Genomic DNA, 14,432 nt, shown 5'->3' on the forward strand with positions numbered 1-14,432 from the left:
AGTGAGCGCGATAAACCAACACACCTCCCGCATTGATCGTGCAGGTGAACTTCGGGTGAACCAAGAAACACTTGATCAATTGTGGCAACGCGCACAAATCTTGCAGATTGCAGAAGGCCGCATTGCAGCAGTTGATTCAAAATTGAGCCTCATCAACGCCGAACAAGTGGCGGCGAATATTGCCGCACACACTTTTACTGAAGGAAGTCGCTACTTCTTAGGTTTAGATCTGCACACCAAGGCGCCTTTCTTTGCATGGGATACCGAGTGGGTTGGCACGATCGCAGATGAAGTCAAAGAAGTCGGATTCTCCACTGTTCGTGAGATTGGCTCACTACTGAGTGAGCAAGAGTTAGAAATTTCATTACATGCCATGGGGTTAAGTAATTGGCATCGTGCACATCCACGTTGCCCAAGATGTGGTGGCGCAACTCGAGTGGATCTTGGTGGAGCAGCGCGCACGTGCGATGCAGATGGCAGCCAACACCACCCGCGCACCGATTCTGCGGTGATTGTGCTTGTCAAAGATCGCAGTGATCGCATTTTGCTTGGACATCAACCAATCTGGCCAGAAGGTCGTTTCTCCACCTTTGCTGGTTTTCTTGAACCGGGTGAAACATTTGAACAATGCGTTGCGCGCGAAGTTTTAGAAGAATCAGCAGTTGTTGTAACAGAGTTGAACTACTTGGGATCACAACCGTGGCCATTTCCGGCCAGCATCATGATTGCATTTGAAGCAGTGACAGATAATCCAGAGCGCGCACAAGGTGATGGGCAAGAAATCACAGAAGTGAAATGGTTTACCCGCGCGCAATTATTGGCTGCGGCTAAAGATGGTTCGCTCTTGCTCCCACCATCAATTTCAGTTGCCCGCAAGATGATTGAACGCTGGTTGGGTGAGAGCGCACCCGGCGGCCAGACATGGCGATAGAAGACTCAATACTTGCAGCCCTTGATCCTGATCAAAGGGCGGTAGCACTTGCTACACGTGGTCCGGTCTGTGTCATTGCAGGTGCTGGCACCGGAAAAACTCGCGCAATCACACATCGCATTGCCTATGCAGCAGCGATTGGCACGATGGATCCGCAGAAAGTATTGGCGCTGACCTTTACTGCAAAAGCTGCTGGTGAAATGCGAGCCCGACTTCGCACACTTGGCGTGCCGACCGTTGCCGCTCGCACGATTCACTCTGCTGCCCTTAAGCAGCTGCTCTACTTTTGGCCCTCAGTATTCGGTGGTCGCACACCAGATCTGATGACAACCAAGACTGGCTTTCTTACCGAAGCAATTAATCGCGCGGGGCTAAGTGGCTCGCTGCGTGCTACCAACCGCGAATTGATGCGAGATATTGCCGCTGAGATTGAATGGGCGAAGGTTTCTCAAGTCGGACCCACTGATTACATCGATGAAGTAAGTAAGCGAATGCAGAAGCCGCGCGTTACGCCAGAGCAGATGGTTCAGGTCTATACCGCCTATGAATCAATTAAGAAGCAAGAGCTTGCCATTGATTTCGAAGATGTACTTCTCTTATGTTCTGCGATGTTAGAAGAAGAGCGCGATGTGCGCGAGCGAGTGCAAGACCAATATCGGTATTTCACTATCGATGAGTACCAGGATATTTCTCCCATTCAACAGCGACTGATTAATGCTTGGCTTGGAACGCGCACCGATATCTGTGTCGTTGGTGATCCCGCCCAAACTATTTATTCATTTGCTGGCGCTACCCCGGTATTCCTTAATTCATTTACGCAACGTTTTCCGGAGGCCGAAGTTATCCGTTTAACAACTGGATACCGCTCCACTCCTGAAATCACTTTTGCCGCCAATGCGCTCTTGCGTCACGGAACTATGGGTCAGGAACTTGTTGCCTTTAATAGCCATGGCTCGAAACCAATTGTCACCGGCTATGGCGATGAACCGGCAGAGATTCGCGGAGTCATGGCGCAAATCAATGCTCTCTTAGTAAACGGCACCCAGCCACAAGAGGTTGCGATCTTGGCTAGAACTAATGCACAACTTAAAGGTGCAGAGAAAGCAATGCTGGCGCAGAAGATTCCATATCAAGTGCGAAATACAGAAAGATTCTTTGAACGCCGCGAAGTGCGTGATTTCCTCAAGCAAGTGCGGCAAGCATCGGTTATTCCGGCTGAAGGCCAAGGATGGATCGATGAACTACGCTCCCTCGCCCAGCCTTATTTAACAGGTGAAGCAATCGATGGAATTGCAGCGCTACTGCATTTAGCGCGTGAACTAGATGACGATGATAATTTCACTCCAAAAACTCTGCGCACATATCTGCGTGAAGTAGAAGACCGGGTGCAACAGAACAATCCACCGACCATGCCGGTTGTCACACTGGCAACGCTGCATGCAGCTAAAGGTCTGGAATGGGAGCGGGTATTTCTGATCGGTGCATCAGATGGCCAATTGCCGCTGACTAATAGTTCAGGTGAGGCCGTTATCGAAGAGGAGCGAAGGCTCTTTTATGTGGGAATCACCCGCGCCAAGGCTGATCTGCATATCTCTTATCGGGGCAATCCAAGCCAATTCCTGCGTGAATCTGGCCTTATTTAATTGCCTTGCACGAAGCAATGACCATCTTGTACCCTTAGAGTTCGAAAACACGGAAGGGGATTGAAAATGGCAAATGTCATGACTTCAATCATCACAGCAGGCGCATGCGCTGCTGCACCTTCTGCTGCCTTCACACATTCAACAGCTTCTGCAACCAAGCGTTCACATAAGCGAACAGTTTGGCCCACAGCTACAAAGTCAGCGTTTTACGCCAACTTTTATGCAGTGGATGAGGCTACTGGAGTACTAATCGGATAAAACCGAACAGTCCCACAAGGGCCTCAAATCCACTCGATGGATTTGGAGGTCCTTTTTTATTACCCAAATCAAAGAAGAAATCAAAAAGAGATAACAAGAGCAAGACCAACTAGAGAGATAACAGGGGGTGAGGACGATGAGCGTTCTCTTCAGCGAACTACAGGTACCAGGCTGGGCAGAGACCGGCGAAAAGATTGGCCTAAACGATGTGACATTCACATACGACAACGCCAAGGCTTTCACCCTGCCATGCCATCAAGCTGACCCTGAACTCTTCTACTCAGAGACAGATCAGGGAATTGCAGAGGCGAAGGCGCTCTGTGGCACATGTCCGGTGCGCAACAAGTGTCTCGATGGTGCGCTCTCACGCCAAGAACCATGTGGTGTGTGGGGCGGACAGCTCATCGAAGATGGCGTGATCATTGAACGTAAGCGTCGTGCCGGGAGACCGCCACGTCAGGTGATTGCAGCTGCTCGCATTGTTCAGAACGAGCAAGCGCTAGCTTAAGTCAGGTAATTGGCTTAACTTAAAAGGCACACCCACAGAGTGGGTGGCGAGGGATCGCCACCACCTGTGGGTAGGCAAGTAATTGATAGTCAATTGAAATAGCTATTCCGAGCAGCGCTGAAAAGTCGGCCGCCGTATCTGTCTGATTAGCGACAGTGGTGGCATCACAAAATTGCACAATCAATGAAGCCGCCATCGCCGCAATAAAGTGAGCGGCAATTTGTGGATATTCCTTTGCAACATCTGGTGTGAAATCAAGGTGGTCTACTACGCCACGTTGTTCCCTGGATGAAAGCTCATAGCAACGCAGGCAGGGACTCACACCCGGAATTACCAAGGGACCAATCAGCGCACTATCTGCGCGTGGAGAAGGAATGATGAGAAATTTTTCGCCAGAGCTCATCCAGAGTGAAAGAGTTTCCGGATTAATATCACCGCAATGAATACGTAAATCAGGAGTTGATACCTCATCAAGATAATTCTCATGGCGATCAAGGGGAAATAGCGCAAGTTCTCTTCTCATCATCTCGCAATGGCTCTTAAAGGCGGTTCCAGTATCTGATTGCCGGAATGTCGAAAGTGCCATATCGATATCACTGATGAGTGGATATGCCCCACGCGATGCTGGTGTGAAGCGCACTTGCGAAAGTCCACTTGCAAGTAGAAGCGAGTAGAGAAGTGTGGCAACTCGATTGTTTCCCGAAATTTCGCAGAGATAATTTTGCCGGGAACTTAACATTTCAACACCACCATCGATGACACCGGTAATCCAATTTGTTTGGTTTAACTCAGGTGCGCACCTGCGTTGTAACTGTTGGACTCCAGCATCAAATGTGGGTCTACTATTTTTCTTCACTCGGTTATCTAATTTGGAGACAAAACGTTGGGAAACTCTGAGCACACCTTGCTCGTGGTTGATTAATTCTTCTTCTTCGAGTTGAGCTAAGAGCGTGCTCACCGTTGCATCTAGTACGTTAGGTGTTTGTAGGATTTCTTTCTCAGACTTTCCGAGTGCCAGCGCGAGGGCAATCACTTTCTCTTCCGGGGTGGAGATCCGAATGACTCGCTTCAGGGTTCCGAGGAAGTATTGGCCGGGTGTAGTGCTCTGACTTAGTGCAACTCCGCGTTTGAGTTCTCTCATGTGGCAAAGGATGCGCACTTACCTCGGCCTGAACTTGCCGGCGCCGGCGCCGCTGTGTGCAAGGCGAGTGTTTTCTCACCCTATGAGTGCAGGGGAGTACTGCGCGTAAAAAAATAACCCCCGCTCAGTGAGCGAGGGTTATTTCTACGTATATGTGGTGACTTATTCTGGCTTCTTGCCGAGAATGCGATTTACCTTGGTGCCACACACTGGGCAAATACCCTGTGCCATGCGACGACCAGACTCGGAGATCTTTACTGTTCCTTCGAAATCACGCTTTGCTTTGCACTTAACGCAGTAAGCGTCACCCTTGTATGTCTCTACCTCTGACATTTTTGCCTCCGTTCGACCCATGAGCTAGGCGCCATGCGTACTGGTCAAAATAGTACTCTGCGCCACGCTCAAAATCGGGGAAATCACGCGTAGATTCCCTTACATCTTTATTTCCAAGATTATCAAAGGAATTAGGGCAGTTTCGAGAGTTCTGTAGGGGCAAGAAGGGCGCGTTCGGCCGCCTCATAGCCATCCAGATAGGCAGTTGCTAGCTCAGAGTCCTCAAAACGGGATAAAACCTTGGTGAATCCTTCGCCGTGGTCGAAGAATTGAAGGTGGATGGCTTCATGGAAGAGCACATAATCCCGGGCGTATTCTGGAGCGAGCTTCAAACGGTCTGAGATTCTGATGGTGCGATCAACGCTTGTGCATGAGCCCCAACGCTCGCGCATCGGCCTCCATGTAACTGAAATGGGGCGGATAGTAATTTCTGGAGCCAACTCAGTGAGTAATTCATCGATGCGCCGCGCCAAATCTGCCTCACCAGGGGTTTGGGACTGTTCTTGGCTGCGAATCTTGGCAATCATCTCGGGCACGATCACTCGTTCGTCAGCTTTGCTTAAGCGCGCTGGAATAGAGATGACAATTCTTCCACCCTGTCGATAGGCAGAGATACTTTTCTTTCGCCGAGCAGAGCGAATGACGATGATTTCGCCTTCGCCGAGCCCCGGCAGAGTCTCTTCTTCAAATTCACCCGGAAACCCTGAAGTTGTCATTGAGGAAATGTAATAGAAAAAGTCTTCAATTGAAGAGGAATCTAGATTTCTTGACAAGAAAATTTTCTTGTGTCTTAGTGATTTACATTTGATTCCGGTAAAAAAGTCTCGTACTTTGCGCATACGAAGTCCTCGGATAACCGTTTGATATCTGCAAGGGGAAGGCAGATATTAAAATGTGCGCCCGGGGACTTCGCTTTTCTTTTAGGGCTATTTAGAGCAGGCCGCTGAGGTCATCTGGAATCTGGGCAGATTTCATGAATTTTTCAGGATCAAGTAACTCCTGGGCACTTGGCAAAATGCCACTCCAGATCTGATCGCGAGCTGCAATATCTTTTACTTCACGAATCTTCTGCCAGAAAGCGCTCGCTTCTCGCGCTAGTCGAGGAGTTACCTGCAATCCAAGAAGTGACGAGAAGAGTTGTTGTGATGGTGCACTCGTTGCGCGTTGGCGCCGGTAGATCTCGCGAAGTTGGGCAAGTGCCGGCAAACGATCCCCGGCTGCTTGTGTGGTGACTTCATCTGCCCAACCATCGACAAGTGCAAGTACGGTTTCTAGTTTAGAAAGAGCGGCACGTTGTGCTGGTGTTTCCTCCGGTGTAAAGATCCCTTTATTAAGCGCAATCGAGAATGAATTCTCGCCAGATTCCGGATTCATCTGGGAAGGATCAAAGTTCTGCATTGCATCTTCGGCTTGACGTTGAATTGCATCCATATCGATATGAATTCCGCGACCATAATCAACAATGGCGCTGCGAATGTAGGCAACGATCCAAGGATTATGTTCAAATAATCTTGCTACCGAAGCTTCCCGAAGTGCGTGAAAGATATAGACCTCACTCTTTGGGATCTCAAGATCGGTGCTCCACTTTTCAATGTTTTCTGGGATCAATACTGGGTGGGCTGGGGTAAGCAATGGCAGCCCTACATCGTGCACACCTGTGGCCGAGGCTGAAATAGAGCCAATGGCTTGGCCCAACTGAGTGGCAATCATGGAACCGATAAACGTGCGCAAGAGACCAGTGATGGCGCCCATGGAGTTGGCCATCTCTTCTGAGCTTCCTGATGCTTCATCTAGTAGCCCTGAGATTGCAGTGGAGAGTCCAGTAGCAAGTGGCTCCATTGTCTGGTGCCAGCCATCGAGTGTGAGATCCACCCAATCGAGTCGGCTCACGGCGCGTGGGGAAGAAGAGGATTGCGTTGCTGGAAAGTGTGTTGCTTCATTGAGCCAGAGATCAGAAATTTCAAAAGCGCTAGCAACCACACTGACATCTTTAGTGCCGATTGGTTCTGACCCTTGCACTTGCACAAATTTCTTTGCCGTGTCTCGCACGACGTTCTTGGGAAGTGCATCTGTGCTACCACCAGCAAAGGCGGCAAAAGGATTGATAAAACCTGCTGGGTTTATTCCCATCTGTTCAAATTGTTTCTGAATTTGTTCCTGCATTTGGCGCATCATCGCGGAAAAATCTTCCGGCTTCTTACCTTCTTCATCTCCATCATCTGGAGTAAATCCAAAAGGTGACATGTGTAACCCTCTTTTCTCTTTCCGCGCCGCGCTGTCTTCTGGTTCGAGTCTATTCAGATGTATCGAAATGAGCAGTCTGAATATCTAATACATCTAGATTTACTGCAACCATGAGAGTCAGCACTTTCTTCCCAGAAAGGGTAGGCTCTTTTCTATGGATCTCCTCGGCAATAGCTCTGCAATAGTCGCGGGCAGTAGCACTTTTGCCGCCTTGATTTGGTGGGTAGTACCGATAAGCGCTCTCATCGGCGGAATTGGCTACGTCCTGTGGATCTCAAAATTTAAAGGAAAATTCGAATCCGAAACAACGCGATCAGTAGGAAACTTTCAGCGTTTTCAAGACTCTTTTCGCACCGAAACTCAAGCACCGGTAACCCAGGTGCCTCAAGTCCAGGTGCCAGAGGAACAAGTCCCAGAACATCGAGATAACTAGCACGTAATTTATGCACATTCCTCGAATTCCACTTCTTCGAGTGCCGCGCGCGCTTGCTAGAACAGGTTATAGACGGACTTCTAGGATCACCAGAATTCTTATCTCTCTTTTTCTTATCGCGCCCCTCGTTCTTCCTGTTAATTTCGTGTTGATTAATCCTGGCGAAGGAAATCCACTCTTTCCAAAGATGCTCAAAGTTAATTCAGTAAAAACTTATCCCGTCGATGGTCAGATGTTTCTCCTATCTATCTGGGTCACTAACCCCCAAACGCTGGTGCTGGGATTTCAAGTTCTTCACTGTTGGATTAAGCCGACATGTGTAGTCACCCCACGTTCGGTTATCTACCCCAAAGTAACTGATGACAAGGCTGAATTAGCCGAAGGTGCGAAAGAGATGAAGCAATCGCAAAATTCAGCGATTGTGGCAACGAAGAAACTCTTTGCAAAAAAGTATCCAGAGCTCAACCTTGCTGAGCTTACCGATGCATCCCTGAAAGTATCCTTGAAAAATACTGGTGGTCCAAGTGGAGGGCTGATTTTTTCACTTGGTCTAGTAGAACTACTAGCACCTGAGAATCTTTTGCAAGGAAGAAAGATTGCAGCCACCGGAACAATCTCAAAGTCAGGTGCGGTGGGGGCAATTGGTGGCGTTCAAGAGAAGATTGTGGCGGCGCGCGCAGCTGGCGTAGAGCTACTTTTCATCTCCCGGAAAAACTGCGATGAGATCTCGGGTGAGGTAGATGGATTGAAAGTGATTGCCGTCTCAACGCTAGAAGAGGCCTATCTGGCGCTTAAAGGTGGGGGAAATTCCGATTTTCGAGGGGTCCAGGGGTGCACTAATCTATCGGCATGAATAGAAATCGTAGCCCGCTCGTCATTACTGCTGGAATATTGGTTGCACTAGCAGCTGCAACTCTTTACTTCAGCAGCTTCTATATCGACTGGCTCTGGTTTAAATCTGTAGATTTCACATCCGTCTGGACAACAGTTCTTGTCACAAAGATTCAGCTCTTTTTTCTGATCGGGTTAATTACCTCCTTCGTAATCTCACTCAATATCTTTATTGCATATAGAACTCGTCCGCTCTATGTCCCAGCAAGTATTGAAGTCAACGGCCTTGAGCGTTTACGCGCACAGATTGAACCGATTCGGCTCTTAGTCTTTGCCGGAATCTGTCTGGTCCTTATTTATTTTGCTGGATCTTCCGGAATGGCGTTCTGGCGCCAGTGGTTACTCTTTAGAAACTCAACTGAATTTGGCGTTAAGGATCCTCAGTTCAATCTTGATATCTCCTTCTTTGCTTTTAAACTCCCAATTTTCCAGGCCCTGATTGGTTGGGGAATTTCAACCCTTATCTTGGCAGCACTTGCGAGTGCATTCGTTCATTACATGTATGGCGGAATTCGTACAGCTGTGCAAACTGATCGAACAACGGTTGCAGCCAGAGTTCAGATTTCGATCTTGCTCGGACTCATTGTTCTACTCAAAGCTGTTGCTTACTGGTTTGATCGCTTTGCCCTCGCACTTAAAGAGAGCACACTCATCACCGGACTTAAGTTCGCAGATGTCAATGCTTTGCTACCCGCGAAAGCAATCCTGTCCGCTATCGCTGTGGTTTGCTCACTCCTCTTCTTTGCAAATATCGTTCGTCGCTCATGGCTATTGCCAGCAGCAGGCACAGCCTTACTTGTTATCTCTTCAGTTCTCATCGCTGGTCTGTATCCAGCGGCGATTCAGCAATTCCAAGTAAAGCCATCTGAATCATCTAAGGAAGCTCCCTATATTGAGCGCAATATTGAAGCTACCCGCGCCGCTTATGATCTAGACGGAGTTGAGATTCAGGATTACAACGCAACGCTATCTACCAGCGCCGGGCAACTTGCCAAGGATGCGGCGACAATTGCCAACATCCGATTGATGGATCCCAATGTAATTTCTGCAACCTTCCGCCAGCTTCAGCAGATTAAGCCTTATTACACATTCCCACAGTCACTAGATATTGATCGTTACACAATCGATGGAGTTTCTCGTGATGCTGTTGTAGCTGTTCGCGAACTTAATATCGAAGGTAACCCAAGTCGAAATTGGATTAATGATCACTTGGTATATACACACGGCTTCGGTTATGTCGCAGCCTATGCAAATACTGTAGATGCAGATGGAAAGCCAAGTTTTGCAGTCGGCGATCTTCCGCCAACTAAAGGCTTAGGCGAGTTCCAGCCCCGTATCTACTTTGGTGAGAATGTTCCTGACTACTCAATTATTGGTGGAAAGAAGACTGAATCTCCAGTTGAATTCGACTATCCAGATGATAGTTCTGCAAATGGTCAGAAGAATTACACATACACAGGAACCGGTGGTGTTGCCGTTGGTAGCACCATTAATAAGTTGCTCTTTGCAATTAAGTATCAAGAGCAACGCATCTTGCTTTCTAACCTCATTAATGCTGATTCCAAGATTCTCTACAACCGTTCACCTCGTGAGCGCGTAGCGAAGGTTGCTCCATGGCTTACTCTCGATGGAGATCCATATCCATCCATTGTCGATGGCAAAGTTATGTGGATTATCGATGGTTACACAACAAGTGCTGGCTATCCATATGCTCAAACCACATCACTTTCCACAGCAACTGCTGATGCGCTGACAGCGAATTCAACTTCAATTACAGCTCAGACAAATACGAAGGTGAACTACATTCGAAACTCTGTCAAAGCAACTGTCGATGCCTACAACGGAAGCGTCACGCTCTATGAGTGGGATGAGAAAGACCCTGTCCTTAAGACCTGGATGAAGGCATTTCCAAATACAGTAAAGGCAAAGAGCACCATGTCTAAGGGGCTACTGGAGCATGTTCGCTACCCAGAAGATATGTTCCGTGTTCAACGCGACATCCTAAGTTCGTATCATGTGAATAACGCAGCTGCCTTCTACGGTGGACAAGATTTCTGGCGTGTGCCGCGCGATCCCTCTACTTTTGGAGCAAATGCTGGTGCGCAGCCGCCGTACTACATGACTGTGCAGATGCCAGGTTCAAAGACACCGGCGTACTCGCTAACAACTCCATTTGTGCCACGAGGTGGACGTGAAAACCTTTCTGCATTTGCTGCCGTGAATTCAACAGCGGGTCCGGATTATGGAAAAATTACTGTCCTGCAATTACCGCGCAGTACAGCGATCGCAGGACCATCTCAAGTTGCATCGAACTTCGAAGCCAAGCCAGAAGTTGCAAATGCACTCTCGCTTCTGCGACAAGGTGGATCTGATGTTGTGCTTGGTAATTTGCTCACACTTCCAGTTGGAAATGGCCTGCTCTACGTGCAACCGGTCTATGTGTTAGCGACTGCTAACTCGGCTGCCTACCCACTACTTCAGAAAGTGTTGGTCTCATTTGGAGATGTGATTGGTTTTGATAGTTCGCTCAAGGGTGCACTGGATCAAGTATTCGGTGGCAACTCTGGTACGACTTCATCAACAGCAAATCCAACAACGAGCAATAGTTCTGCTGATCTTGCAAGTGCGCTACAAAGTGCTAAGCAAGCAATTGCAGATGGACAAGCCGCACTTGCTAAGGGCGACTTCTCAGCTTATGGTCGCGCACAAGATCGACTCAAGTCAGCTATCGCTGCTGCTCTCGCTGCACAATCGCGCAAGTAGTCAATTACACCTACGCACATCACCGATTTGGTGATGTGTTGTAGTTGCGCTTATGATTGCGCTTCCGACGCGGGGTGGAGCAGCTCGGTAGCTCGCTGGGCTCATAACCCAGAGGTCGTAGGTTCAAATCCTGCCCCCGCTACCAATGAAGTGACTGAGTTTTGTGCTTGTTATCTAATTCTCAGTGAGTGCGTAACGACAAATAGGCTGCTGATAGCCATGGCAGCTGCTGCATACATAGGTGAAGCAAAACCAACTGCGGCAATTGGAATCCCAATCACGTTATAGGCAAATGCCCAGGTGAGGTTTCCTTTGATGGTTGAAAGTGTGCGCTTTGATAAATCAAGGGCATCAATGACACCCATCAGTGCTGGTCGCATCACCGTAATGTCAGCGGTGGAAATTGCAACGTCGGTTCCGGTACCCATGGCAATACTGAGATCAGCAGCAGCCAAAGCTGCGGCATCGTTAACGCCATCACCAATCATCAACACTCGGTGACCAGCGCTTTGTAGTGATGAAACCTTTGCCAACTTATCTTCCGGCAGCACCTGGGCGAGCACTCGATCAGTACTAATTCCCACTTGCTGGGCAACCGATGCTGCACTTTCAGCGTTATCTCCTGTGAGTAACCACGTTGTAATTCCACGCGATTCAAGTGCTGCAATAGTTGTGGCCGAATCGCGCTTAATCTGATCTCCTGATGCAAAGACAGCAAGTGCAACGCCATCCCATGCAAGTACTGAGACTGCCTGCGAATTACTCTCAGCACGCGATATTGCCTCAGAAATCTGGCTATCAAATTCAACACAGCTATGTGCAATTGAAGCTGGCGAACCAATCAGTACAACTGGTGACTTCGGACCAACATTAACGCGAGCAGCAACACCGGCTCCAGGTGTTTGGGTAAATTCGGTAACGGGTAACTGTGTTGCATGATGTGCAAGTGCGTAAGCGGTGATTGCTTGCGCAGTGGGATGATCGCTCTGGCTTTCCAGGGTTAAGGCAGTTGAGAGAATTTTGCCTTCAGTTAATAAGCCGGCAAACTCACTTCCCAGAACTTTCTGTGCTGATACTGGAATAACTACCTCGCGAATATGCATGGAACCATCGGTGAGAGTTCCAGTCTTATCTAGCACTGCCACATCAATGCTTTGAGATATCTCAAGTGCTTGTGGGTTGCGAATAACGATGCCTCGCAGCGCTCCGCGGCCCGATGCCACTAAGAGGGCAACAGGAGTGGCTAATCCGAGTGCGCATGGGCAAGCAATCACCAGGACCGTGATTGCCGTGGATATTGAGAACGAGAGGGATTTGTCTGCGATGAAATACCAATATCCAAATGTTGCTAGTGAAAGGGCGGTAACGACCGGAACGAAGATTGATGCAATCTTATCTGCGAGTTTTTGAATTGGCGCTTTACTTCCTTGCGCAGTGACAACCATTGCAGTGATGCGTGCTAATTCGGTATCGCTACCAATGCGGGTAGCGCGAACGATAATTCGTCCGTTGTTATTCATCGCAGAACCAATGACGCGAGATCCTGGTGAAACTTCAACTGGGGCAGATTCGCCAGTAATGAGTGAATTATCAACCGAACTTTGTCCTGAAATGATTATTCCATCTGTTGCGATACGCCCACCTGGCTTGACCACAAATTCATCGCCTATGACCAGATGAGATATCGGAATGAGAACTTCAACTCCAGCGCGTACAACAGAAACTTCTTTCGCACTGAGTGCCAAGAGGGAAGAGAGGGCGCTGCTGGCGTTGCGCTTAGCGCGTGATTCAAGATAACGCCCGAGAATGACAAAGAAGAGAACGCCGGCAGCAACTTCGGTATAGACATCGCCCTCATTCGTATACGTTGCATAGATTGACCACGCATATGCACTCATTGATCCAAGTGAAATCAAAGTATCCATCGTGGGATGAATGATGTTGCGAATAGCTGCTCTATGAATAGGCCAGGCAACAAAGACAATGAGCGGGGTAGTAATAGCAAGAACTAGCCAAGATACGAAGAGATGATCGGCGTGTGGAGGTTGCGCAATCCCGTAATCTTCAAAAAGTGAAATAAGCCAATCATTGATCGGTTGGTGCCAGCTCATCACCATCGAAATTGCTACCGCAGGAATAGCCAATAGTGTTGCGAAGAAGAGAGCTCGGGCGGCGCCTTTGCGATGTAGAGCAGGGTCAGAGTTATCTGTGAGCAGAGTTGCCGAATAACCAGCAGATTTCACTTGTCTGATGATTTCATCCGGTGATAAATCAGATGGTCCAAGAACGTGCACTGTCTCTGAAGCGAAATTAACGGAGGCAGATACTCCAGGCAGCTCATTGAGTTTGCTCTCAATGGTGTTGACACATGAAGAACACGTCATCCCACTGATAGCGAAAGTTTGCGCTACCAGAGCGTTCTTCTGGAGCGAGCTATCTGAATCTGACATTTTCTGGCTCATCTTGCTACTACCTTATGCGTTCTTCAGGCGAAGAGATTGAACTGCATAGTCGTGTAGGGCTGAATTTGTGGAAAGCCCATTACCACCGTGAGAACCATTTTTTCCATCGAGATTGCTAAATTGCCCACCAGCTTCACGAACAATAATGTCGAGTGCTGCCATATCCCATAGCGCTAGTGATGGCTCAGCAGCAATATCTACTGCACCTTCTGCCACCAACATATGCGACCAGAAATCACCATGGGCTCTGGTGCGCCAAGCACTTTGTAGTAAGTGTTGGAAATTCTCTAACCGATTTCCCCACCCGATTAAGTCTGAGTAGGAAATTGAGGCATCTTCAATCTTTGCAACTTTTGAAACCGAGATTTTTTTTGGCGTTTGGCCATTAACAATGACGAAGGCTCCACCGCCGACAGTTGCATACCAACGGCGAAAGAGTGCAGGTGCACTGACTACTCCTGCTACGACGACTTCACTTCCATCTTCCTGTTTTTCCATCAATGCGATGAGTGTTGCCCATGTGGGCACACCACGCATGAAATTCTTTGTGCCATCGATGGGATCAATAACCCAGTAACGATCTCTTTCTAACCCTTGGGTTCCAAACTCTTCACCGACAATTCCATCATCCGGCCGATCTCTATCAAGCATCGCGCGAATTGCAGATTCTGCAGATTTATCGGCATCGGTGACCGGAGTGTTATCCGGTTTAGTTGTAATTGTTAAATCAAGTGCTTGATATCGAGCCAGTGTGATGGCATCTGCAGCATCTGCTAAACGGTGTGCAAGTGCTAAATCTTCACCGTAATGAGTGCTCATATGCCC

The 14,432-nt window shown here is 48.5% G+C and carries 12 protein-coding genes and 1 tRNA gene; 7 read left to right on the plus strand and 6 right to left on the minus strand.

What is annotated here, in order from left to right; genetic code table 11:
- Position 1: 1 nt before the first annotated feature.
- The 4 genes from nudC (at position 2) to A1sIA79_RS00840 (ending at position 3,340) form a co-directional block, all read left to right on the plus strand.
- Positions 2-931: an NAD(+) diphosphatase gene (nudC, locus tag A1sIA79_RS00825; protein ID WP_095674364.1), complete on the plus strand. Its 930-nt coding sequence runs from the start codon at positions 2-4 to the stop codon at positions 929-931.
- The gene (locus tag A1sIA79_RS00830; RefSeq protein ID WP_095674365.1) at positions 922-2,574 is read left to right on the plus strand and encodes an ATP-dependent helicase; all 1,653 of its coding nucleotides are present in this window, start codon (positions 922-924) and stop codon (positions 2,572-2,574) included. Before nudC ends, A1sIA79_RS00830 begins: the two co-directional genes overlap by 10 nt.
- Before the next feature lie 66 nt (positions 2,575-2,640).
- On the plus strand, positions 2,641-2,832 hold the full coding sequence (locus A1sIA79_RS00835; RefSeq protein WP_095674366.1) for a hypothetical protein: 192 nt from the start codon (positions 2,641-2,643) through the stop codon (positions 2,830-2,832).
- 136 nt (positions 2,833-2,968) lie between these two features.
- Positions 2,969-3,340, plus strand: a complete 372-nt coding sequence (locus A1sIA79_RS00840; RefSeq protein WP_095674367.1) for a WhiB family transcriptional regulator — start codon at positions 2,969-2,971, stop codon at positions 3,338-3,340.
- A 19-nt stretch (positions 3,341-3,359) separates the two neighbouring features.
- Here the strand turns inward: A1sIA79_RS00840 and A1sIA79_RS00845 are convergent, their stop codons facing one another.
- The 4 genes from A1sIA79_RS00845 to A1sIA79_RS00860 form a co-directional block, all read right to left on the minus strand.
- Positions 3,360-4,481 carry a hypothetical protein gene (locus tag A1sIA79_RS00845; RefSeq protein ID WP_095674368.1) on the minus strand — a complete coding sequence of 374 codons (1,122 nt, stop codon included), beginning with the start codon at positions 4,479-4,481 and terminating at the stop codon, positions 3,360-3,362.
- A 162-nt stretch (positions 4,482-4,643) separates the two neighbouring features.
- Positions 4,644-4,835: a DUF5679 domain-containing protein gene (locus tag A1sIA79_RS06925; RefSeq protein ID WP_190277095.1), complete on the minus strand. Its 192-nt coding sequence runs from the start codon at positions 4,833-4,835 to the stop codon at positions 4,644-4,646.
- Between the two features lie 110 nt (positions 4,836-4,945).
- On the minus strand, positions 4,946-5,530 hold the full coding sequence (locus A1sIA79_RS00855; RefSeq protein WP_095675451.1) for a M48 metallopeptidase family protein: 585 nt from the start codon (positions 5,528-5,530) through the stop codon (positions 4,946-4,948).
- Positions 5,531-5,744: 214 nt separating this feature from the next.
- Complete coding sequence (locus A1sIA79_RS00860; RefSeq protein WP_095674370.1) at positions 5,745-7,058, minus strand: zinc-dependent metalloprotease; 1,314 nt, start codon at positions 7,056-7,058, stop codon at positions 5,745-5,747.
- Between the two features lie 578 nt (positions 7,059-7,636).
- On the opposite strand from A1sIA79_RS00860, the gene A1sIA79_RS00870 reads away from it, so the two are divergent.
- From A1sIA79_RS00870 to A1sIA79_RS00880, 3 genes are all read left to right on the plus strand, one after another.
- A complete protein-coding gene (locus tag A1sIA79_RS00870; RefSeq protein ID WP_190277067.1) occupies positions 7,637-8,344 on the plus strand; it encodes a S16 family serine protease in 708 nt (235 codons plus the stop codon).
- A complete protein-coding gene (locus tag A1sIA79_RS00875; protein WP_095674372.1) occupies positions 8,341-11,145 on the plus strand; it encodes a UPF0182 family membrane protein in 2,805 nt (934 codons plus the stop codon). Before A1sIA79_RS00870 ends, A1sIA79_RS00875 begins: the two co-directional genes overlap by 4 nt.
- Before the next feature lie 68 nt (positions 11,146-11,213).
- Positions 11,214-11,290: transfer RNA gene (locus A1sIA79_RS00880), tRNA-Met, on the plus strand.
- Positions 11,291-11,315: 25 nt separating this feature from the next.
- Here A1sIA79_RS00880 and A1sIA79_RS00885 read toward each other — a convergent pair.
- Positions 11,316-13,607, minus strand: a complete 2,292-nt coding sequence (locus A1sIA79_RS00885; RefSeq protein ID WP_095674373.1) for a heavy metal translocating P-type ATPase — start codon at positions 13,605-13,607, stop codon at positions 11,316-11,318.
- A 12-nt stretch (positions 13,608-13,619) separates the two neighbouring features.
- Entirely contained in the window at positions 13,620-14,426 is an 807-nt protein-coding gene (locus tag A1sIA79_RS00890; protein WP_095674374.1) for an inositol monophosphatase family protein, read from the minus strand.
- Between the last annotated feature and the right edge of the window lie 6 nt (positions 14,427-14,432).

This window comes from Candidatus Planktophila versatilis (genome assembly GCF_002288105.1).
GTDB classification, from domain to species: domain Bacteria; phylum Actinomycetota; class Actinomycetes; order Nanopelagicales; family Nanopelagicaceae; genus Planktophila; species Planktophila versatilis.

Excerpts from the sequence above, each read along its gene's own strand:
- A1sIA79_RS00830 (WP_095674365.1), top strand. The coding sequence starts at position 922 with ATGGCGATAGAAGACTCAATACTTGCAGCCCTTGATCCTGATCAAAGG.
- A1sIA79_RS00835 (WP_095674366.1), top strand. The coding sequence starts at position 2,641 with ATGGCAAATGTCATGACTTCAATCATCACAGCAGGCGCATGCGCTGCT.
- A1sIA79_RS00840 (WP_095674367.1), top strand. The coding sequence starts at position 2,969 with ATGAGCGTTCTCTTCAGCGAACTACAGGTACCAGGCTGGGCAGAGACC.
- A1sIA79_RS00845 (WP_095674368.1), bottom strand. The coding sequence starts at position 4,481 with ATGAGAGAACTCAAACGCGGAGTTGCACTAAGTCAGAGCACTACACCC.
- A1sIA79_RS06925 (WP_190277095.1), bottom strand. The coding sequence starts at position 4,835 with ATGGGTCGAACGGAGGCAAAAATGTCAGAGGTAGAGACATACAAGGGT.
- A1sIA79_RS00855 (WP_095675451.1), bottom strand. The coding sequence starts at position 5,530 with ATGACAACTTCAGGGTTTCCGGGTGAATTTGAAGAAGAGACTCTGCCG.
- A1sIA79_RS00860 (WP_095674370.1), bottom strand. The coding sequence starts at position 7,058 with ATGTCACCTTTTGGATTTACTCCAGATGATGGAGATGAAGAAGGTAAG.
- A1sIA79_RS00875 (WP_095674372.1), top strand. The coding sequence starts at position 8,341 with ATGAATAGAAATCGTAGCCCGCTCGTCATTACTGCTGGAATATTGGTT.
- A1sIA79_RS00885 (WP_095674373.1), bottom strand. The coding sequence starts at position 13,607 with ATGAGCCAGAAAATGTCAGATTCAGATAGCTCGCTCCAGAAGAACGCT.
- A1sIA79_RS00890 (WP_095674374.1), bottom strand. The coding sequence starts at position 14,426 with ATGAGCACTCATTACGGTGAAGATTTAGCACTTGCACACCGTTTAGCA.